Source organism: Comamonas testosteroni, from assembly GCF_000761245.1.
Classification (GTDB): Bacteria; Pseudomonadota; Gammaproteobacteria; order Burkholderiales; family Burkholderiaceae_C; genus Comamonas; species Comamonas testosteroni_C.
This window is the reverse complement of the sequence record NZ_AWOR01000089.1, coordinates 238,737-259,131: the sequence shown is the minus strand read 5'-3', so window position 1 is coordinate 259,131 and position 20,395 is coordinate 238,737. Positions and strand designations below refer to the sequence as shown.

Below are 20,395 nucleotides of genomic sequence, written 5' to 3'. Positions count from 1 at the left end.
GCGCTCTCCCAGCTGAGCTATACCCCCAAAACTCCCTGCAAGACAACCTTTTAATCAGTCGCGTTTTGCAGAGACTCGAATTATAGACAGGTTTTTAGCGATTTTTCAAACGCGCGATAACTTTTTCACGTCCAAGCAATTCCAGCACCGCGTCGACCGAGGGCGTATGGGCTGTGCCCACCGTCAGAACACGTACTGGCATGGCCAGCACAGGCATCTTCACGCCCTGCGCCTTGAGCAACTCCTTGATCGCAGCCGCAATGGCTTCCTTGGTCCATTCCACGCTTTCCACCACGGCCGCAAATGCATCCAGCACGGGGTTGGCCGCCTCGCTCACATGCTTGGCGTAGTCTTCTGCATTGCGCTCCACGCTGTCCACATAGAAGACCTTTGCCCAGTTGGCCAGATCCACCAAGGTCTCGCAACGATCCTTGAACAAGGCCGCAATGCGCACCAGACGGTCGTCGGCATCGATCAGGTTCTCGGCCACACCCGCCTTGATGACAAAGGGCTTGACCAGTTGGGCCAGAACGGCGTCATCCATGGCCTTCAGGTGCTGGGCATTGACCCAGCGCAGCTTGGCTTCGTCAAACTGACCGGCGCTGCGACCCAGATGATCCAGGTTGAACCATTCCAGGAACTGGGCACGACTGAAGATTTCGTCGTCACCGTGGCTCCAGCCCAGGCGGGCCAGATAGTTCACCATGGCATCGGGCAGATAGCCCTCATCACGGTACTGGGTCACGGCCTTGGCACCGTTGCGCTTGCTCATCTTTTCGCCTTGCTCGTTGAGCACGGTGGGCAGGTGAGCAAAGGTAGGCACGACAGCACCCAGCGCTTCAAAAATGTGGATCTGACGCGGTGTGTTGTTCACATGGTCGTCGCCACGAATGACATGGGTGATGTTCATGTCCATGTCGTCCACGCAGACGCAGAAGTTGTAGGTGGGCGTGCCGTCGGGGCGGGCAATCACCAGATCGTCGAGCTCGGAGTTCTGGAACTCGATACGCCCCTTGCACTTGTCGTCCCAGCCCACCACGCCGGTTTGCGGAGTCTTGAAGCGCAGCACGGGCTTCACGCCTTCGGGAATGTGGGGCAGGACCTTGCCTTCCTCGGGGCGCCATGTGCCGTCATAGCGGGGCTTTTCCTTGGCCGCCATCTGCTTTTCACGCAGTGCGTCCAGTTCCTCCATGCTCATGTAGCAGGGGTAGACATAGCCCTTTTCCTGCAGCGTGGCCAGCACCTGCTTGTAGCGATCCATGCGCTGCATCTGGTAGAAAGGACCTTCGTCGTGGTCAAGCTGCAGCCATTCCATGCCTTCCAGGATCACATCCACAGACGCCTGGGTGGAACGCTCCAGATCGGTGTCTTCAATGCGCAGCACGAAGTCGCCGCCATTGGCGCGCGCAAAAGCCCAAGGGTAGAGGGCCGAACGAATATTGCCCAGATGGATGAAGCCTGTGGGCGAAGGGGCAAAGCGGGTGCGAATTTTGTTGGTTGTCATATCAAAAATCCTTGTACGACATTCCCCGTGTCAAGGCTGCGGCGCTTGATACGCACGCAGTCTCGGCCAGAGATGCCGAGCAAGAGCCGCCTCGCAGCGCAGGCATCGTCCTCCTTGAGGGGGAAGGCGCGAAGCGACTCAGGGGGTGTTTCACAGCGTATCCAGCCCGCGAGCCAGATCGACCTTGAGATCCTCCAGATGCTCAAGACCCACGGAAATACGAATCAGACCCTGGCCCACGCCGGCAGCCTGACGCTGGTCTTCGGTCAGACGACCATGCGAGGTGCTGGCCGGATGAGTGATGGTGGTCTTCACATCACCGAGGTTGGCCGTAATCGAGCACAGACGCGTGCTGTCCACCACATGGAAGGCATTGGTACGCAGTTGCTCCGCACCCTCACCCACCACGTCGAACGCCAGCACGGCGCCGCCCATGCCGTTTTGCTGACGCATGGCCAGCTCGTGCTGAGGATGGCTCTTGAGGCCCGGGTAGTAGACACGCGCCACCTTGGGATGGGCTTGCAGCCAGGTGGCAAACTCCAGCGCCGCAGCGCTTTGCGCCTTGACGCGCAAAGCCAGGGTTTCCAGGCCCTTCATCACCGTCCAGGCGTTGTAGGGAGCGATGTTCAGGCCACCGCTGCGCAAGAAAGTGCCCATGACCTTGTCTACGAGGGCAATGGTGCCGCAAACCGCACCGGCCATGACACGGCCCTGGCCGTCGAGGAACTTGGTGCCCGAATGCACGACGAGGTCGGCGCCGAACTTCACGGGCTGCTGCAGCACCGGAGTGGCGAAGCTGTTGTCCACGGCCAGCAACGCGTTGTGAGCGTGCGCCAGCTCGGCCAGTGCGGCGATATCGCAGAGATCGGTCAGCGGGTTGGTGGGCGTCTCGGCAAACAGCATGCGCGTGTTGGGCTTGATGGCCGCCCTCCAGGCTTCAATATCGGTCTGCGAGACAAATGTGGTTTCCACGCCGAAACGTGCCATCTCGGTGCCCAGCAGCTTGATGGTGGAGCCGAACATGGACTGCGAGCAGATCACATGATCGCCTGTCTTGAGCGCCGTCAGCGCCACCAGCAAGATGGCCGACATGCCGGTGGAAGTCGCGACCGCACACTCCGTACCTTCCATGGCCGCCAGACGCTTTTCAAAGCTGGTGACCGTGGGGTTGCCGGTGCGGCTATAGGTGAAGCCCGGCTCTTCATTGGCAAAGCGTCGCGCTGCGGTCGCTGCATCGGGCTGCACAAAGCTGCTGGTCATGTACAGGGCTTCGCAATGCTCGCCCCACTGGCTGCGCTCGACCGCTTCGCGCACGGCCAGAGTTTCAGGATGCAAACCTTCGGGTAATGTCTTGTTGGTCACAATCGTCAAATCCAGATGGTTGGTACTGGTCACGAGTTCACTGCAGACCGCCAATCAGGCCTGCAGGCTTGCTGCTCCACCAGCTCGACCGGCGCGGCACACGCCATGCCGGTCTTTGAATATGCTTTGCTCGCACATCATGGAATTCGAGTCAAATCAACCTCAATCCCTTGATGCGCATATGTCACTAGCTCACTTTTAAAGAGCATACCGACCGCACAGCTCTGCCATTGTCCTCCCGAATGAAAAGGGTTGCCTAAGCAACCCTTTCCGACTCGGTCATTCGCTGCGCTTTAACGCTCAGCTTTCCTGAGCATTCGGCAGGGACAGGCGCGAAGTGTCTTCGCTCTCCTCTTCGCTGCCGCGGTTGCGCCCCTCGTTGAGCGCCGTCACCTCTTCATCGGAAATGTCGCCGGTGATATAGATGCCGTCGAAACAGGAAGCCTCGAAGCCGCTCACTTGGGCATTGATCTTGCCCACGGCCTGCTTCATGGCTTCCACGTCCTGGTAGATCAGCGCGTCGCAGCCGATGACCTGGCGAATTTCCTCGACCGTGCGGCCGTGAGCCACCAGCTCGGAGCGCGTGGGCATGTCAATGCCATACACGTTGGGGTGACGCACTGGGGGCGCAGCGGACGCCAGATACACCTTGTTGGCACCGGCATCGCGCGCCATCTGCACGATTTCCTTGGAGGTGGTTCCGCGCACGATGGAGTCATCGACCAGCAGCACATTGCGGCCCTTGAACTCGCTGCTGATGGCGTTGAGCTTCTGGCGCACCGACTTCTTGCGCGCCCCTTGGCCGGGCATGATGAAGGTACGGCCCACATAGCGGTTCTTCACAAAACCTTCGCGATAGGGCTTGCCCAGCAACTGTGCCAGTTGCATGGCACTGGGGCGGCTCGACTCGGGGATGGGAATCACCGCATCGATTTCATTGGGCGGCACCATGGAGATCACGCGCTTGGCCAGCGTTTCACCCATGTTCAGGCGAGCCTGATAGACCGAGATGCCGTCCATGGTGGAGTCGGGACGTGCCAGATACACATACTCGAACACGCAGGGATTGAGCTGGGTCTTTTCAGCGCATTGCTGGCTTTCGACGCGGCCGTCGTTGTGCACAAAGATCGCTTCGCCGGGAGCGATGTCGCGCTCGAACTGATGGGTCGTACCTTCCAGCGCCACGGACTCGCTGGCCAGCATGATGGTGCCATCATTGCCGCGCCCCATGCACAGCGGACGAATACCGAAGGGATCGCGGAAGGCCAGCAGGCCGTAGCCAGCGATCAGCGCGATCACGGCATAAGAGCCCTTGATACGCTTGTGCACCGCACGCACGGCCTTGAAGATTTCCTCGCTCTGAAGCGGCGCGCCGCTGGAGGCGCGACCGATCTCGTGCGCCAGCACGTTGAGCAGGACTTCGGAGTCGCTTTCGGTGTTGGTGTGGCGATGATCGGTATCCGCCAGTTCGCGGCGCAACTGCTTGGCATTGGTGAGATTGCCGTTGTGCACCATGACGATACCGAAGGGCGCATTCACGTAGAAGGGCTGAGCCTCTTCCTCGCTGGAAGCATTGCCCGCCGTAGGATAACGCACCTGACCCAGGCCCACATCACCGGGCAGAGCACGCATATTGCGGGTGCGGAACACATCCTTCACCATGCCCTTGGCCTTGTGCATGAAGAACTTGCGTTCTTGCTGGGTCACGATGCCGGCTGCATCCTGCCCACGGTGCTGCAACAGCAGCAAAGCGTCATAAATCAGCTGATTCACGGGTGTGGTGCTCACCACACCAACGATTCCACACATAGTTGCGTTCCATCTGTTCGCGAAAGTCGCCCTTCGCCACACTCGCCTGCTTCGCCACCCATTGGCTAGCCTGCGCTTTGATATCCGGCATGGCGGATCACGCCAACACCAAACTCTCGTCGACACTCACTGCGTTTTACAGCAAGCGCCTTAGCCACTTTCAACCCTGAGGTAAATCGCGGCAAAAAACTTCGCGTCAAGAGGCGGCCTTGGGCAGATACTGCCCCCACTCCTGAGGCAGTGCCGGCAGCGCCCAGCCCAGCACCTCGCTCAACCAGGGCGCCAGAGCCGAGTCCTGCCACCACAAGGCCTTGTGCAGCGGCGTGTACTGGATCACCAGAGCCAGCACCAGCAGCAGCAGGCCGCCGCGCAGGACACCGAACAAGGCACCCAAGGTGCGATCCACAGGCCTCAGCCCCACGGCTTCAATCAACTGCTTGGACAGCCAGGAGATCACTCCCCAGGCAAACATGGCCCCCACCAGCAGCAGCACAAAGCCCGCCGCATAACGCAGCTGCATGTCCCAGCCGTCCAGCGGCAGCCATACCGCCACTTCTTGCGCCCAGCTGCGTGCGACCACAAAGCCCACCACCCAGCCCAGCAGAGACAGGACTTCGTAGACCAGACCGCGCCAGGCCCCAAGCAACAAGGAGCCCAGCACAACGGCCACAAACATCCAGTCCAGCGTGCTCATCAATCCAACTGTTGCCAAAACCCTGGATCAAGCCTTGAACACCGATGCCGGCAGGCCCAGGGCCTTGGCCCTGGCAGCGGCCTTGTCGGCTTCTTCGCGGCTCTTGAAAGGCCCCATGCGAACCCGTGTGCGCTTGCCGTCCTTGGTATCCACGGTCTGGGTAAAGGCTCCGGCACCCAGCTTGCCCTTGATTTCATTGGCCTTGCCGACTTCGGCAAAGGCACCGATCTGAACGATGAAGCGCTCGTTGGAGGCTGCAGCCTCCTTGGGCGCGGCAGGCTCCGAGGTGCTACGCCCCTCCAGCAGTGCACGGGCACGAGCGGCCTCGTCCACTTTGGGCGCCTCCGGCTTGTGCTTGGGCTCGGGTTTGGCTTCCGGCTTCTTAACCTCGGGTTTGGGCTCGGGCTTGGCTTCCGCCTTGGGCTTTTCGGGCTTGGGCTCCGGCTTGCGCTCAGGCTTTACCTCGGGCTTGGGCTCAGGTTTGGGTTGAGGTTTGACTTCTGGTTTGGGCTCGGCCTTGACCTGAGACGCCACTGCAGCGGCTGTGCCGACGGCAGCCGCAGTGACCGCAGCCCCGACCACAGGAGCAGCAGGTGCCACAGTCGCCGTCGCTGGAGTTGCAGGCCTGGCCGAGGGCGCAAGCACTTCCTCGCCATCATCCAAAGAAGCATTGGCAGCAACACGCCCTGACGGCGCGGCCGTCTGGCTCGCCACATGGGTGCCAGGCACGACCTCGGGAGCCGAATTGGCCTGATCGGGAATTTCAATCGGGATATTGACCGGAATGGGACGTGGCTGCGTATCGAACAGCAGCGGGAAGCCCACCACACCGATCAGCACCAGCACGGCCGCCCCGATGAGGCGATGACGTGCGCGGCGGCGCATGGCTTCCACGCTTTCGCCCTGGGCCAGGCGACTGGGGCGCTTGGCTCCGGCCACGGACTCGGCTTCGTCTTTTTTGCCAGGCCAACGGAAATTGAAAAATGCCATGAGTGAGGACTTGTTGAGGCCTGCCACCCGGCAAAAGCCGGAGCGACAGGCCGCTGACTCAGTGAGTCAGGTGTTTGGCGTTCAGACGAGGCGTGCCGTTTTGCAACACTCCGCCCACAGTGAAGAACGATCCAAAGACCACGATTCTATCAGCCGCCTCCGAGGCCGCGACTGCGGCATCCAGAGCCTGCTGGGGATTGGCAAAGGTCTGCATGCTCACATCTTTGCGGATCACGCCCTGGGCCTGCAACTGCTGAAGCTTGGCCTTGAGGTTTTCTGCAGAATCCGCACGCGGCGTGGGCAGATCGGTGAAATACCAGCGATCGACCAGCGGCCCCACCCTGGTGAGCATGGGCTCCCAGTCCTTGTCTGCCATGGCACCGAATATGGCATGCGTGGTCGGGAAGTAGCCCATGGCATCGAGGTTCGCGGTGAGCGCAGCCACCGAATGCGGGTTGTGCGCCACATCCAGCACCAGCGTGGGCTGGCCGGGAACGATCTGGAAGCGGCCGGGAAGCTCCACCATGGACAAGCCCGTGCGCACGGCCTGCGCCGTCACCGGCAGCTTGGCCCGTATGGCCTCATACGCGGCCAGCACGCCGGAGGCGTTCATCAGCTGATTGGCACCGCGCAGCGCCGGATAGGCCAGTCCCGCATAGCGGCGGCCACGGCCGGCCCAGCCCCATTGCTGCTTGTCGCCGTCGTAATTGAAGTCCTTGCCGAAGCGCCAGAGGTCTGCACCGATTTCGGCCGCATGATCGATCACGCTTTGCGGCGGCACCGGGTCGCTGACGATGACGGGACGACCAGCGCGCATGATGCCGGCTTTTTCGCGGCCAATGCTTTCGCGGTCCGGACCCAGCAGCTCCATGTGATCGAGATCGATGCTGGTGATGATGGCGCAGTCGGCATCGATGATGTTGGTGGCATCGAGCCGGCCTCCCAGACCCACCTCCAGAATCGCCACATCCAGTCTGGACAGACTCATGAGGCGCAATATCGCCAGCGTGGTGAACTCGAAGTAAGTGAGTGCAACCTCTTTGCCGTCCTTGACCCTGGCCTGCTCCACTGCCTCGAAATGCGGGATCAGTTCCTCGGCCTTGACGATCTCGCCGCCCACACGGCAGCGCTCTTCAAAGTGAACCAGATGCGGCGAGGTATAGACACCGGGGCGAAAGCCGGACTGCAATGCCACGGCTTCCAGCATGGCGCAGGTCGAACCCTTGCCATTGGTGCCGGCCACTGTGATGACGGGGCAGTCGAATTGCAGGCCCATGCGCTGTGCGACTTCACGCACGCGATCCAGACCCAGGGCAATGTTCTGGGGATGCAGGCGCTCGCAATAAGCCAGCCAAGCATCCAAGGTGGGAAATATGGTGTGCATACTGGGCGCTATTGTCGCCCACTGTCAGAGGCCCTATGGCTGCCGGCACTTGGCAAATGCGTTACATCTGACTCCAACCGTTTCACCGCTAGCGAACACCATGAGCAAGACCACCACCGTCTACGGCATCCCCAATTGCGACACCGTCAAGAAAGCACGCAGCTGGCTCAGTGAGCAAGGCATTACTTACGAATTTCACGACTTCAAGAAGCAAGGCGTTCCCGCCGAGCGCCTGCCACAGTGGATGCAGGCCGTGGGCTGGGAAAAGCTGCTCAACCGCCAGGGAACGACCTGGCGCAAGCTCGATGACGCGACCAAGGCCTCTGCCGTGGATGCGCCCAGTGCCGCCGCCGTGATGCAGGAGCACGCCAGCACCATCAAGCGACCCGTGGTGGAATGGGCCGACGGGAAAATCACCGTCGGCTTCAAGGCCGATGAATGGGATACGATGCAAAATACATAAGCAACCACTCACATTTACACATGGCTTTACCTAGTTTTACGGAGCCGAGCGCTGGTATTTACGCAGATCCCCTAAACTTTTTGGTGATCTGATGCGTTAAAGCTTCAGAGACAGGAGAGATGTAGATGAAAACTCTGGCAGTTTTGACTTTGACCGCCGTGGCAGCCACCGGGGCCTATGCCCAGGAGCGTGGCCGCGTGCTGTCCTCGACCCCCATCACCCAGCAAGTCGCCGTGCCGCAGCAGGTCTGCAGCGACCAGCCGGTGGCGGTCGCTCCTCGCCCCACCGGTGCAGGTGCCGTGGTCGGAGCCATTGCCGGCGGCCTGATCGGCAATGCCATCGGTGGCGGCGGCGGCCGTGCAGCAGCCACGGCCGCCGGCCTGGTCGGCGGTGCCATGCTGGGCAATCAGGCCGAGGCCTCGGGCCCCGTGCAGTACCAGAACATGCGCCAGTGCAGCACGCAGACCTTCTATCAAAACCGTACCGTGGGCTACAACGTGACCTATGAGTACAACGGTCGCAGCTACACCACACAGACCGCCAACCCGCCCGGCCAATGGATTGCGCTGAATGTGCAGCCCGTGGCCAACGACCCGGTCTACAGCAACGACGGCTACTACAGCACCCAGACGCCTCCTCAGGGTGCCTACAGCACCAGCTACCCACAGAACTACGACAGCGGCTATTACGCCCCTCAGCCCGTGGCGCCCACCTACTCGGTAGGCTCGACCTATTCGGCGTCTGACTATGTGGCACCGCTGCTGATCGGCGCCGCCATCGGTGCAGGCGCCTACTACGCCACCCGCCCCAGCCACTACTACCGACCCGGCTACCGTCCGGGCTGGCACGGCGGTCATGGCGGCCACGGCTGGCGCCGCTGATCCGAGTCCATCCGGCCTTGCAGGCCGCCCAGGAGCCCCGTCACGGGGCTCTTGTTTTTCCTGCCTTTGCCAAGCATTCGCGCAGGTGCAAATCCCGTGGCCTAAAATCAATGCTTTTGATCTTCGACCACGCACAGCGTACTTCTTCCATGACCACCGAAACCATCGCAGGCGTCAGCCTCACCACCAAGGCCAATGTTTACTTTGACGGCAAGTGCGTCAGCCACAGTTTCACCCTGGCCGACGGCACCAAGAAGTCGGTGGGCGTGGTGCTGCCTGCAACGCTGACCTTTGGCACCGCAGCCGCAGAAATCATGGAATGCGTGGGCGGCTCCTGCGAATACAAACTCGACGGTAGCGACGAGTGGAAGAAGTCCTCGGCCGGAGAGAGCTTTCAGATCCCCGCGAACTCCAAGTTCGACATTCGCGTGACAGAGGCTTATCACTACATCTGCCATTACGCCTGATCCGCGCCTGGCCCGGCTCCGGGTCAGACCCGAGAATTTCAAGCCTTTTCAGCCCCAATCGCTTACCCATAAAGCGCTTGCAGCTATCATTTTTAAGAGAAATCTCATGGAAACCATTCTGCAACATGTTCCCGTCGGCCAAAAGGTCGGCATCGCCTTCTCCGGCGGCCTGGACACCTCTGCCGCTCTGCGCTGGATGAAGAACAAGGGTGCCCTGCCCTACGCCTACACGGCCAACCTGGGCCAGCCCGACGAAGCCGATTACGACGAAATTCCCCGCAAGGCGATGGAATATGGCGCAGAAAAGGCCCGCCTGATCGACTGCCGCCCCCAGCTGGCCAACGAAGGCATTGCCGCTATCCAGTCCGGCGCCTTCCACATTTCCACCGGCGGCATCACCTACTTCAACACCACCCCCCTGGGCCGTGCCGTGACCGGCACCATGCTGGTGGCGGCCATGAAGGAAGACGACGTCAACATCTGGGGCGACGGTTCGACCTTCAAGGGCAACGACATCGAGCGCTTCTACCGCTACGGCCTGCTCACCAATCCGGCGCTCAAGATCTACAAGCCCTGGCTGGACAGCAACTTCATCGACGAGCTGGGCGGCCGCGCAGAAATGTCGGCCTTCATGACCAAGGAAGGTTTCGGCTACAAGATGTCGGCCGAGAAGGCCTACTCCACCGACTCCAACATGCTGGGCGCCACCCACGAAGCCAAGGATCTGGAATTCCTGAACTCCGGCATCCGCATCGTGAACCCCATCATGGGCGTGGCTTTCTGGAAGCCCGAAGTCGAAGTCAAGGCGGAGGAAGTCTCCATCACCTTCGAAGAAGGCCGCCCCGTGGCCATCAACGGCAAGGAATACACCGATGCCGTGGAAGTCTTCCTGGAGCTGAACCGCATCGGCGGCCGCCACGGCCTGGGCATGAGCGACCAGATCGAAAACCGCATCATCGAAGCCAAGAGCCGCGGCATCTACGAAGCCCCCGGCATGGCCCTGCTGCACATTGCCTATGAGCGCCTGGTGACCGGCATCCACAACGAAGACACCATCGAGCAGTACCGCATCAACGGCCTGCGCCTGGGCCGTCTGCTGTACCAGGGCCGCTGGTTCGACCCCCAGGCCATCATGCTGCGCGAAGCCTCGCAGCGCTGGGTGGCCCGTGCCGTGACCGGCACCGTGACGCTGGAACTGCGCCGCGGCAACGACTACTCCATCCTGAACACCGAGTCGCCCAACCTGACCTACGCTCCCGAGCGCCTGTCCATGGAAAAGGTCGAAGACGCGCCTTTCAGCCCCATCGACCGCATCGGTCAGCTGACCATGCGCAACCTGGACCTGATCGACACCCGCGCCAAGCTGGCCATCTACTCGCAAGCCGGCCTGCTGAGCGTGAGCAGCGCCAACGCTCTGCCACAGCTGGGCAACGACAAGAAGTAATTCGGTCCGCTTGCGCGAAAAGCCGCTGCAGTGCAGCGGCTTTTTTCATACTGTATATGCCTTAATCTCTTTTATATAAAGCGATTGCAGCTATCAATATTTCATTTCAGCGATTGATCTGATGCACTTGCTGCTCCAGTTGCCCCACATAGGCGGCCGTGCTGTTGTCCGACTCCTGGGCGCGCTGCACCAGATGAGCCTCCAGCACATCGAGCCGGGCCATCACCTCTTCCTTGTCCCTGGCGTGCAAGGCTTCCAGCACGCTGCGCAGCTCGGTAAAGCGCGAAGCCTCGGCCTTGTCGGCCAGATCGCGCTGAGCCTGCATCTCCTTGGCGTGGCGACGCGCCTCCAGCAGCACCGAGCCCTGCATCCACAGCACATAGGCGATGAAGAACACGCTCAGCAAGATCGTCAGTGCCAGCATGAGCACGCCCAGCGGCGCCTGGATTTCGGTCACGCCCAGCGAAACTGCAGCAGGCGTGGACAGCGCTGTCCAGTTGAAGGCGGCCAACACGGCAATCAGGGCCACGATGATGGCAATGCAGATGGTGCGAAAGTTCATGCTCTTCTCCTTGTACTCCGAAATGCCTTGTTTTAACCCAAGATCGCATCGGCTTGCGTCAGCAAGCGCCAGAAATGACAAGGCCGCTGTTTCCAGCGGCCTTGTCATCATCATGCGGTCAGATCAGCGGCATTCGCCGGCTCAATTGGTCTCCGACAATTGCTCCAGGATCGCGGGATTCTCCAGGGTGCTGGTGTCCTGGGTAATCGCCTCGCCCTTTGCCAGCGAGCGCAGCAGGCGGCGCATGATCTTGCCGCTGCGGGTCTTGGGCAGGTTGTCGCCGAAGCGAATGTCCTTGGGCTTGGCAATCGGGCCGATCTCCTTGGCCACCCAGTTGCGCAGCTCGGCCGCAATCTGCCTGGCTTCTTCGCCCGTAGGCTTGCCGCGCTTGAGCACCACGAAGGCGCAGATGGCTTCGCCGGTCAGGTCGTCGGGACGGCCGACCACGGCGGCTTCGGCCACCAGATCGGTCTTGGACACCAGGGCTGACTCGATTTCCATGGTGCCCATGCGGTGGCCCGAGACATTGAGCACATCGTCGATACGGCCCGTGATGCGGAAGTAGCCCCGGTCCTCGCTGCGCACGGCTCCGTCGCCGGCCAGGTAGTAGCCCTTGAGCTCGTCGGGGAAGTAGCTCTTCTTGAAGCGCTCGGGGTCGCCCCAGATGGTGCGAATCATCGAAGGCCAGGGCTTTTTCACCACCAGGATGCCGCCTGCGCCATTGGGGATCTCATTGCCGGCCTCGTCGACGATGGCCGCCGTGATTCCGGGCAAAGGCAGGGTGCAGGAGCCGGGCACCAGGGGCGTGGCACCGGGCAGCGGCGTGATCATGTGGCCGCCGTTCTCGGTCTGCCAGAAGGTGTCCACGATGGGGCAGCGCTCGCCGCCCACATGCTTGTGATACCACATCCAGGCCTCGGGGTTGATGGGCTCGCCCACCGAGCCCAGCAGACGCAGGCTGGACAGATTCCAGTTCTTCGGGTGGACGGTGGGGTCGGAGTCCGCGGCCTTGATCAGCGAGCGGATGGCAGTGGGCGCCGTGTAGAAGATGCTGCACTGGTGACGTTCGATCATCTGCCAGAAGCGGCCAGCATTGGGGAAGGTCGGCACGCCTTCGAACACGATCTGCGTGGCACCGGCCGCCAGCGGACCATAGGCCACATAGCTGTGTCCGGTGATCCAGCCGATATCGGCCGTGCACCAGAAGACATCGCTGTCCCTGACATCAAAGGTCCACTCGAAAGTCTGCTTGGCCCACAGCACATAGCCGCCGGTGGCATGCTGCACGCCCTTGGGCTTGCCGGTGGAGCCGCTGGTGTAGAGGATGAAGAGCGGATGCTCGGCATTGACGGGCACGGCCTCGCACTCGGTGGACTGGCCAGCCAGCGCATCGGTAAAGCTGATATCGCGGCCAGCGACCATATTGCAGGCGGTGGCCGTGCGCTCGTAGACCAGCACGCTCTTGACGGCTTCGCAGCCGCCCAGTGCAATCGCGTCATCGACGATGGCCTTGAGCGGCAGCTCCTTGCCTCCGCGCATCTGGTAGTTGGAGGTGACGACCAGGCTGGCACCCACGTCCACAATGCGCTCCTGCACGGCCTTGGCCGAGAAGCCGCCGAACACCACGGAATGCGTGGCGCCGATACGTGCGCAGGCCTGCATGGCCACCACGCCCTCTATGGTCATGGGCATGTAGATCAGCACGCGATCGCCCTTTTGCACGCCACGCGACTTCAGCGCATTGGCGAACTGGCTGACGCGGGCGAGCAACTCTTTGTAAGTGACCTTGGTGACCTCGCCGCCGTCGGCTTCAAAGATGATGGCCGTCTTGTTCTCCACGGGCGTGCCCATGTGCTTGTCCAGGCAGTTGGCGCTGGCGTTGAGTTCGCCATCTGCAAACCACTTGTAGAAAGGCGGGTTGCTCTGATCCAGCACCTGGGTGAAGGGCTTGGTCCACTTCACGTTCTCGCGCGCCAGACGCGCCCAATAGCCTTCATAGTCGCGTTCGGCTTCGTCGCACAAGGCCTGGTACTGCGCCATGCCCGAGATGCGGGCCTTGGCGGCGAAATCCGCTGGGGGCGGGAACACACGGTTTTCCACCAGCACGGATTCGATGGTTGATGTCGAGGCGCTCATCGTTTTGTCTCCTGATGCATAAGCAATGAAATAATTGTGGGTGTACTGTCAAGGCTCGGTCTTACACCCCACTGACTGAAATTGAGAAGCGGCTTTTGCACGCCGTCAAGCCCGTCATTCGCTCCCATTTTTGCAGCAGAAGGCGCCTGCTTGGTGTTGATTTGCTTGCACTTTTCTCAAAACACCTCGGAACAAACCCTTAGAATCGCGCACCTGCTGCTGCAGAGGCCGGGGCCCACGTGGCGGCCTGCTCTCGAAGGCGCAGGCAGTCCGGGATGCGGCCCCAGCAAAACCAGTCTTACAAGATGGCGGCATCCCGTTGCCCACCATCGCATCCAGTCCGCCCCGCATACACATCATGAGCCGCATCCCTTCCGACGAAGCAGGCAACTCCACCCACCACACGCCGCATGGCGGCTACCAGCCCTCTGGCGCATTGCGCCCCTTGCCCTCGCTGATCTTTGCCAGCCGCTGGCTGCAGTTGCCGCTGTACTTAGGTCTGATTGCCGCCCAGGGTGTCTATGTCTGGCACTTTCTGCTGGAACTCTGGCATCTGGTGGAGGCGGTCTTCGGCAATCAGGAAGCCCTGCATGCCCTGATCACCAATATTGGCTACAAAAGCGATGTCCAGATCACCCATCTGAACGAAACCATCATCATGCTGGTGGTACTGGCCCTGATCGATGTGGTCATGATCTCCAACCTGCTGATCATGGTCATCGTGGGCGGCTACGAAACCTTTGTCAGCCGTATGGGTCTGGAATCCCACCCCGACCAGCCCGAGTGGCTGAGCCATGTGAATGCCTCGGTGCTCAAGGTCAAGCTGGCGCTGTCCATCATCGGCATCAGCTCCATCCACCTGCTCAAGAGCTTCATCAATGCCGGCAGCTATGAAGTCCAGGTGCTGATGTGGCAAACCATCATCCATGTGGTCTTCCTGCTCAGCGCCCTGGCCATCGCGCTGACGGACAAGCTCACCCAAAGCGCTCACCACTGAAGCCGCAATCCCCCAAAAAAGCCCCGCATGGTCATCCATGAAGGGGCTTTTTTCATGCCTGCAACGCGCGCAAAGCTCGTCAAAAGCTGACAACCGCCAAAAACAATTCGCCAATCCGGCTTAAGTCCTTATCTATCAAGGACTTGTGCCAACTATTTTTACGTATGCGAATGTTTCAGACGCGCCATTTCCGGCGGATGCGGGCGGCAAAGCTTACAGCTCGATTTGACGCATAAAACCCAATTCGATATATTAAAAAGTCATTTACAACCTGCCGCGCAGGTCGTCACCGCATTGTTGAGATGCGGTTGACTCACTTCCCGGCGGATCGTTGTGTCAATTCAAGAGCGCTTGCCGCTCTTTGGCGCAGCCCCGTCAACCGGGCCGAAACACGGCCCTGATGTAGGGGGCTCTCCCCGGCCGATGTGCCGGGGTTGGCCTGACAAGAAGCCGTGCAGATGCGTGCCAGTCGGTACCTGCTCTGCCAGCCAGCTGCTTCTTCCAATTTGCCAGCTCTTGCGCACACCTGGCTGTGCCATCCGGGCTGAAAACTCGGCGCCATCGCTGCGTCATCTGCATTGCACAGTCCTGTTCACCAGACCGGGCTGGGCTGCGGCATCAGGGCTTTTATTTTGGCTTGTGCGCCAGCGCCCACCGGCATTACCGGTCGTGGGCGCTGGACTGTGTTCCATCCCATCAAAAAGGAGAACGCCACAGTGGCCAAGCAAATCGCTATCGATCATGTCTTCAAGGTCTTCGGCAACGATCCGAAAACCGCGCTCAACCTTGTGAAACAGGGCCGGAGCAAGCAGGAGATCCTCGCCCAGACCGGGCAATCCATCGGCGTGTTCGACGCCGACTTCACCATCGAAGCCGGAGAAATCTTCGTGGTCATGGGCCTGTCGGGCTCGGGCAAGTCCACCCTGGTGCGCATGCTCAATCGCCTGATTGAGCCCACCAGCGGCCGCATTCTGGTCGACGGCCAGGACATCAATGCGCTCAATGACAAGGAACTGCGCGCACTGCGCCGCAAGGACATCTCCATGGTGTTCCAGTCCTTTGCCCTCATGCCCCACCTCACGGTGCTGGACAACACGGCTTTTGGTCTGGAGCTGGCGGGCGTGGACCGCGCCACGCGCCAGCAACAGGCGCAGGATGCCCTGGAGCAGGTGGGCCTGGGTGCCTGGGGCGCCAGCTACCCGGACGAGCTCTCCGGCGGCATGCAGCAGCGCGTAGGCTTGGCCCGCGCGCTGGCGTCCGACCCCTCCATCCTGCTGATGGACGAGGCCTTCTCGGCGCTGGACCCCATCATCCGCACCGAAATGCAGTCCGAGCTCCTGCGCCTGCAGGAAATCAAGCGCCGCACCATCGTCTTCATCTCCCACGATCTGGACGAAGCCATGCGCATTGGCGACCGCATCGCCATCATGAAGGACGGCATGGTCCAGCAGGTCGGCACGCCCGACGAGATTCTGCGCAACCCGGCCAACGACTATGTGCGCACCTTCATTCAGGGCGTGGATGCGGCAGCCGTGTTCAAGGCCTCCGACATCGCCCGGCAGGCGCTGACCGTGATTTCAGAGCACAGCGACCGCGGCTGCCGCGCCGCGCTTCGCCTGCTGGAGGACTCCGACCGCGATTACGCCTATGTGCTCAATGCACGCAAACGCTTTCTGGGCGTGGTCTCGTCGCAGTCGCTGCGCGATGCGCTGCACGGCCACGAGGGAATGCTGGGCCTCAAGCACGCCTTCATCTCCGATGTGCAGCCTATCGCCAGCAGCACGCCGGTGGCCGAGCTGTTCGGCACCGTGGCCACTCCGGCTTACCCGCTGCCTGTAGTGGATGAAGAAGGCAAATACCTGGGCGTTATCAGTCGCACCACCATGCTCAAGTTCCTGGATCGCGCCACCCCACCGGTGCCGCCACCCCAGAAGGAAATTCCGCCCATCAAGCTGGATCAGCACTTCCAGCCCAAGCCCAATACGCAAGCTGCCCAGCACGCAGCGCATTAAAAGAAGGGAGCCGATTTGAACGATAACGCACTGAACAATCCCAACACAGAAACCACCAGCGCGGCTTTTGACGACCCGTGGGCCGCAGCCTCTGCGCCCGCCACCGAGCCGGCCAGCGCCAATGTCACTAGCTCGGCGGCAGATGCCGATCCCTGGGCTGCCTCCTATGCCGATGCGGATGCCGGCTCAAGTACCGATGCCTGGAGCAGCGGAGATGCTGCTAGCCAGGCCAGCAGCACCGACTGGCTCAGCGCCCCCTCGCCCACCGATGTGCCCGAGCATGACGGCGGCATAGGCCAGCTCTGGCACCAGATCACCACCGAAGGCCTGCCCGTGCAGGACTCGATCAACAACGGCCTGACCTGGGTGGTCGATCATTTCCGCCCCTTCTTCCAGGCCGTGCGCACGCCTATCGACGCCACGCTCAACGGCGTGACCGATGTGCTGCAGACCATTCCCATGCCAGCGCTGGTGCTGCTCATCGCCCTGCTGGCCTGGCAGTTTGCTGGCCGCAAGCTGGCCATTGGCTCGGCAGTTTCGCTGCTGATTGTGGCCCTGCTGGGCATCTGGTCCGAAGCCATGGTCACGCTGGCCCTGGTTCTGACCTCGCTGTTCTTCTGCATCGTGATCGGCCTGCCCGTCGGCATCTTGCTGGCCAGCAGCGACCGAGCCCAGCGCTGGACGCGCCCGCTGCTGGACGCCATGCAGACCACGCCGGCCTTCGTCTATCTGGTGCCTGTGGTCATGCTGTTCGGTATCGGCAACGTGCCCGGAGTGATCGTGACGATTGTGTTTGCGCTGCCGCCGCTGATCCGACTGACCAATCTGGGCATCCGCCAGGTACGCCCCGACCTGATCGAGGCCAGCCGTGCCTACGGTGCATCGCCCGCCCAACTGCTGTGGAAGGTGCAGCTGCCGCTGTCCATGCCTTCCATCATGGCGGGCATCAACCAGGCGCTGATGCTGTCGCTGTCCATGGTGGTGATCGCTTCCATGATCGCCGTGGGCGGTCTGGGCCAGATGGTGCTGCGGGGTATCGGCCGTCTGGACATGGGTCTGGCCACCGTCGGCGGCCTGGGCATTGTGCTGTTGGCCATCGTGCTGGACCGCATCACCCAAGCCATGGGCGAGCCCAAGCGCGGCAGTGCCCGCGGGTGGGCCACGGGCCCGGCCGGTCTGGTCATGCGCATGCTGGACAGCAAACGCATTGCGCCGTCCCCCAAGCCTGCGCCGGCCCCCAAGCCCGGCAACGAGGCCGCCAAGCCCGCGACGATCTGAATCAAGAACAAGGAGAACGCATGAATACAGTCAACCACACTGTCAGCATCCGCCATGGACTGGGCCACTGGCTGCTTGCCAGCACGGCGGCAGCCTCCATGGCCTTGTCCATGGTCAGCACCGGCGCCTTTGCCGCCGACGAACTGCCGGGCAAGGGCGTCAAGGTACAGCCGCTCAAGAGCTCAATTGCCGAGGAAAGCTTCCAGACCCAGCTCGTCATGAAGGCTCTGGAAAAGCTGGGCTACGAGGTCCAGCCCATGAAGGAAGTGGAATATCCCACGGCCCATATTGCCCTGGCCAACGGCGACGCCACCTTCATGGCCAATCACTGGAACCCGCTGCACGCGGACTACTACAAGAATGCAGGCGGCGACGCCAAGCTCTACCGCAAGGGCGTGTTCTCGGCCAATGCCGCTCAGGGCTATCTGATCGACAAGAAGACGGCCGATGCGCACAAGATCACGAATCTGGGCCAGCTCAAGAACCCCGAGATCGCCAAGCTCTTCGACACCGACGGTGATGGCAAGGCCGACCTGACGGGCTGCACGCCCGGCTGGGGCTGCGAGGCCATGATCGAGCACCAGCTCGGTGCCTATAAGCTGCGCGACACGGTCACCCACAAGCAGGGCACCTATTCGGCGCTGATGGCCGACACCATCACACGCTACAAGGCGGGCAAGCCGATTCTCTACTACACCTGGACGCCCTACTGGGTGAGCAATGTGCTCAAGCCCGGCAAGGATGTGGTGTGGCTGGAGGTTCCGTTCTCCGCGCTGCCCGGCGAGCAGTCCGGCACTGACACCAAGCTGGCCAACGGCAAGAACTACGGCTTCATTGCCAACAACCAGCAAATCGTGGCCAACAAGGCCTGGGCCGAGCACAACCCTGCGGCAGCCAAGCTGTTTGAAATCATCAAGCTGCCCGTGGGCGACATCAACGCCCAGAACTACATGATGAGCCAGGGCCAGAACAAGGCCTCCGACATCGAGCGTCACACCGACGGCTGGATCAAGGCCCATCAGAAGACTTTCGACAGCTGGATCAGCCAGGCGCTGGCGGCTGCCAAGAAGTCCTGATCCCCATCCCCGAATCACGGCGACCGCTTGCGCGGCCGCCGTTTTTTTATCACCGGGCCACCCCAGGATAAAAACGCCCCTCCTGGAGGGGCAGCGAACCACACGCAGTGGGAAGCGTGGGGTGTCAATTTCAATCGGGCCGCAAGCCCACCCACACCAAGGAGAGACAAGAACAATGAGCAAGTCTGTGCAAACGCCGACCACAACCCGACACACCAGGCGCCAGTTGCTGCTGGGCACGGCCGGCGCCGCAGCGCTGAGTCTGGGTCATACATCGAGCTGGGCGGGCGGGCAGAATGTGCCTGGCGATGCGCTTCCGGGCAAAGGTATCACCGTGCTGCCTGTCAAAAGCGCTCTGGCCGAGGAGAACTTCCAAACGCTGCTGGTGATGAAGGCGCTGCAGCAACTGGGCTACACCGTCAAGCCTTGGGAAGAGCTGGACTACCCGCTGATCCACGTGGCCGTGGCCAATGGCGATGCCAGCTTCATGGCCAACCACTGGAACCCCCACCACGCCGAGTTCTATCAGCAGGCCGGCGGCGACGCCAAGCTCTCGCGCAAGGGCGTGTATGCAGCCGGTGCCGCGCAGGGCTACATGATCGACAAGAAGACGGCCGACAAACACAAGATCACCCATCTCGACCAACTCAAAGATCCCGCACTGGCGGCCCTGTTCGATATCGACGGCGACGGCAAGGCCAATCTGATCGGCCCCAACGCCGGCTGGGGTGGCGAGGCCGTGGTGGCTCACCAGATCAAGGCTTTTGGTCTGGAAAACACCGTCAGCTACACCCAGGGCAACTATCCGGCCCTGATTGCCGACACGCTGGCGCGCTTCAAGGCCGGCAAGCCCGTGCTGTACTACGCGTGGACGCCCTACTGGCTCAGCAATGTGCTGCGCCCCGGCCAGGAAGTGGTGTGGCTGCAGGTGTCGCGCTCCTCCATGCCGGGCGTGCAGGCCGGCACCGACACCAAGCTGCCCAATGGCCGCAACTACGGCTTTCCGCTCAACAACGAGTACATCGTGGCCAACAAGCTCTGGGTCGAGCAGAACCCGGCTGCCGGCAAGCTGTTCGAGATCATGCAGATTCCCATCAACGACATCAGCCGCCAGAACCAGCTGCTGCGCGAAGGGGAGAGCAAGCCCGCCGATATCCACCGTCATGTGGACGCGTGGATCAAGGCCCACCAGAAGACTTTTGGCGCCTGGATTGTCCAGGCCAAGGCTGCGGCCCTGAAATCCTGATTCGACAACGGCGCGCCGAACCGGCTTCGGGCGCCGTTTCCTTCATCAACCCTCTCGCTTTTTTTCATGCCGATTTCGGGGTAGGCACCC

General features: G+C 61.6%; 17 protein-coding genes. 9 read left to right on the top strand and 8 right to left on the bottom strand.

Annotated elements, in window-relative coordinates; all coding sequences use genetic code 11:
• Nucleotides 1-94: 94 nt before the first annotated feature.
• The 6 genes from gltX to folC form a co-directional block, all read right to left on the bottom strand.
• Entirely contained in the window at nucleotides 95-1,504 is a 1,410-nt protein-coding gene (gltX, locus tag P353_RS25260) for a glutamate--tRNA ligase (protein ID WP_034375750.1), read from the bottom strand.
• A gap of 150 nt (nucleotides 1,505-1,654) precedes the next feature.
• Nucleotides 1,655-2,866, bottom strand: coding sequence for an O-succinylhomoserine sulfhydrylase (locus P353_RS25255; RefSeq protein WP_034375790.1), 1,212 nt, complete (start codon nucleotides 2,864-2,866; stop codon nucleotides 1,655-1,657).
• 300 nt (nucleotides 2,867-3,166) lie between these two features.
• The gene (gene purF, locus P353_RS25250; protein ID WP_003061095.1) at nucleotides 3,167-4,675 is read right to left on the bottom strand and encodes an amidophosphoribosyltransferase; all 1,509 of its coding nucleotides are present in this window, start codon (nucleotides 4,673-4,675) and stop codon (nucleotides 3,167-3,169) included.
• A gap of 196 nt (nucleotides 4,676-4,871) precedes the next feature.
• Nucleotides 4,872-5,369: a CvpA family protein gene (locus P353_RS25245; RefSeq protein WP_034375749.1), complete on the bottom strand. Its 498-nt coding sequence runs from the start codon at nucleotides 5,367-5,369 to the stop codon at nucleotides 4,872-4,874.
• A gap of 27 nt (nucleotides 5,370-5,396) precedes the next feature.
• Nucleotides 5,397-6,359 carry an SPOR domain-containing protein gene (locus P353_RS25240; protein WP_034375748.1) on the bottom strand — a complete coding sequence of 321 codons (963 nt, stop codon included), beginning with the start codon at nucleotides 6,357-6,359 and terminating at the stop codon, nucleotides 5,397-5,399.
• A 58-nt stretch (nucleotides 6,360-6,417) separates the two neighbouring features.
• Nucleotides 6,418-7,743, bottom strand: a complete 1,326-nt coding sequence (gene folC / locus P353_RS25235) for a bifunctional tetrahydrofolate synthase/dihydrofolate synthase (RefSeq protein WP_034375746.1) — start codon at nucleotides 7,741-7,743, stop codon at nucleotides 6,418-6,420.
• A 100-nt stretch (nucleotides 7,744-7,843) separates the two neighbouring features.
• Here folC and P353_RS25230 point away from each other — a divergent pair, with 100 nt between their 5' ends.
• From P353_RS25230 to argG, 4 genes are all read left to right on the top strand, one after another.
• Nucleotides 7,844-8,206, top strand: a complete 363-nt coding sequence (locus tag P353_RS25230; RefSeq protein ID WP_034375744.1) for an ArsC family reductase — start codon at nucleotides 7,844-7,846, stop codon at nucleotides 8,204-8,206.
• A 125-nt stretch (nucleotides 8,207-8,331) separates the two neighbouring features.
• Nucleotides 8,332-9,087 (top strand): glycine zipper 2TM domain-containing protein, encoded by a 756-nt coding sequence (locus tag P353_RS25225; protein ID WP_034375742.1) that lies wholly within the window; start codon nucleotides 8,332-8,334, stop codon nucleotides 9,085-9,087.
• Between the two features lie 149 nt (nucleotides 9,088-9,236).
• On the top strand, nucleotides 9,237-9,554 hold the full coding sequence (locus P353_RS25220) for a pyrimidine/purine nucleoside phosphorylase (RefSeq protein WP_003057202.1): 318 nt from the start codon (nucleotides 9,237-9,239) through the stop codon (nucleotides 9,552-9,554).
• A 106-nt stretch (nucleotides 9,555-9,660) separates the two neighbouring features.
• On the top strand, nucleotides 9,661-10,998 hold the full coding sequence (gene argG / locus P353_RS25215; RefSeq protein WP_034375741.1) for an argininosuccinate synthase: 1,338 nt from the start codon (nucleotides 9,661-9,663) through the stop codon (nucleotides 10,996-10,998).
• Between the two features lie 106 nt (nucleotides 10,999-11,104).
• Here argG and P353_RS25210 read toward each other — a convergent pair whose 3' ends face one another.
• Together P353_RS25210 and acs are read right to left on the bottom strand one after the other, a co-directional pair.
• The gene (locus tag P353_RS25210) at nucleotides 11,105-11,560 is read right to left on the bottom strand and encodes a hypothetical protein (RefSeq protein WP_034375740.1); all 456 of its coding nucleotides are present in this window, start codon (nucleotides 11,558-11,560) and stop codon (nucleotides 11,105-11,107) included.
• A gap of 141 nt (nucleotides 11,561-11,701) precedes the next feature.
• Entirely contained in the window at nucleotides 11,702-13,696 is a 1,995-nt protein-coding gene (gene acs, locus P353_RS25205) for an acetate--CoA ligase (RefSeq protein WP_034375739.1), read from the bottom strand.
• Between the two features lie 358 nt (nucleotides 13,697-14,054).
• On the opposite strand from acs, the gene P353_RS25200 reads away from it, so the two are divergent.
• The 5 genes from P353_RS25200 to proX (P353_RS25180) all read left to right on the top strand — a co-directional run bounded on the left by P353_RS25200 (nucleotide 14,055) and on the right by proX (P353_RS25180) (nucleotide 20,305).
• Entirely contained in the window at nucleotides 14,055-14,693 is a 639-nt protein-coding gene (locus P353_RS25200; protein ID WP_034375737.1) for a YqhA family protein, read from the top strand.
• A 716-nt stretch (nucleotides 14,694-15,409) separates the two neighbouring features.
• Entirely contained in the window at nucleotides 15,410-16,705 is a 1,296-nt protein-coding gene (gene proV, locus P353_RS25195; protein WP_155500106.1) for a glycine betaine/L-proline ABC transporter ATP-binding protein ProV, read from the top strand.
• A gap of 15 nt (nucleotides 16,706-16,720) precedes the next feature.
• A complete protein-coding gene (gene proW / locus P353_RS25190; protein WP_080750679.1) occupies nucleotides 16,721-17,983 on the top strand; it encodes a glycine betaine/L-proline ABC transporter permease ProW in 1,263 nt (420 codons plus the stop codon).
• 20 nt (nucleotides 17,984-18,003) lie between these two features.
• Nucleotides 18,004-19,059 carry a glycine betaine/L-proline ABC transporter substrate-binding protein ProX gene (proX, locus tag P353_RS25185; protein WP_034375735.1) on the top strand — a complete coding sequence of 352 codons (1,056 nt, stop codon included), beginning with the start codon at nucleotides 18,004-18,006 and terminating at the stop codon, nucleotides 19,057-19,059.
• A 175-nt stretch (nucleotides 19,060-19,234) separates the two neighbouring features.
• Nucleotides 19,235-20,305: a glycine betaine/L-proline ABC transporter substrate-binding protein ProX gene (gene proX / locus P353_RS25180; protein WP_034375734.1), complete on the top strand. Its 1,071-nt coding sequence runs from the start codon at nucleotides 19,235-19,237 to the stop codon at nucleotides 20,303-20,305.
• The last annotated feature ends 90 nt before the right edge of the window (nucleotides 20,306-20,395 follow it).

Excerpts from the sequence above, each read along its gene's own strand:
- gltX (WP_034375750.1), bottom strand. The coding sequence starts at position 1,504 with ATGACAACCAACAAAATTCGCACCCGCTTTGCCCCTTCGCCCACAGGC.
- purF (WP_003061095.1), bottom strand. The coding sequence starts at position 4,675 with ATGTGTGGAATCGTTGGTGTGGTGAGCACCACACCCGTGAATCAGCTG.
- P353_RS25245 (WP_034375749.1), bottom strand. The coding sequence starts at position 5,369 with ATGAGCACGCTGGACTGGATGTTTGTGGCCGTTGTGCTGGGCTCCTTG.
- P353_RS25240 (WP_034375748.1), bottom strand. The coding sequence starts at position 6,359 with ATGGCATTTTTCAATTTCCGTTGGCCTGGCAAAAAAGACGAAGCCGAG.
- folC (WP_034375746.1), bottom strand. The coding sequence starts at position 7,743 with ATGCACACCATATTTCCCACCTTGGATGCTTGGCTGGCTTATTGCGAG.
- P353_RS25230 (WP_034375744.1), top strand. The coding sequence starts at position 7,844 with ATGAGCAAGACCACCACCGTCTACGGCATCCCCAATTGCGACACCGTC.
- P353_RS25225 (WP_034375742.1), top strand. The coding sequence starts at position 8,332 with ATGAAAACTCTGGCAGTTTTGACTTTGACCGCCGTGGCAGCCACCGGG.
- P353_RS25220 (WP_003057202.1), top strand. The coding sequence starts at position 9,237 with ATGACCACCGAAACCATCGCAGGCGTCAGCCTCACCACCAAGGCCAAT.
- argG (WP_034375741.1), top strand. The coding sequence starts at position 9,661 with ATGGAAACCATTCTGCAACATGTTCCCGTCGGCCAAAAGGTCGGCATC.
- P353_RS25210 (WP_034375740.1), bottom strand. The coding sequence starts at position 11,560 with ATGAACTTTCGCACCATCTGCATTGCCATCATCGTGGCCCTGATTGCC.
- acs (WP_034375739.1), bottom strand. The coding sequence starts at position 13,696 with ATGAGCGCCTCGACATCAACCATCGAATCCGTGCTGGTGGAAAACCGT.
- P353_RS25200 (WP_034375737.1), top strand. The coding sequence starts at position 14,055 with ATGAGCCGCATCCCTTCCGACGAAGCAGGCAACTCCACCCACCACACG.
- proX (WP_034375735.1), top strand. The coding sequence starts at position 18,004 with ATGAATACAGTCAACCACACTGTCAGCATCCGCCATGGACTGGGCCAC.
- proX (WP_034375734.1), top strand. The coding sequence starts at position 19,235 with ATGAGCAAGTCTGTGCAAACGCCGACCACAACCCGACACACCAGGCGC.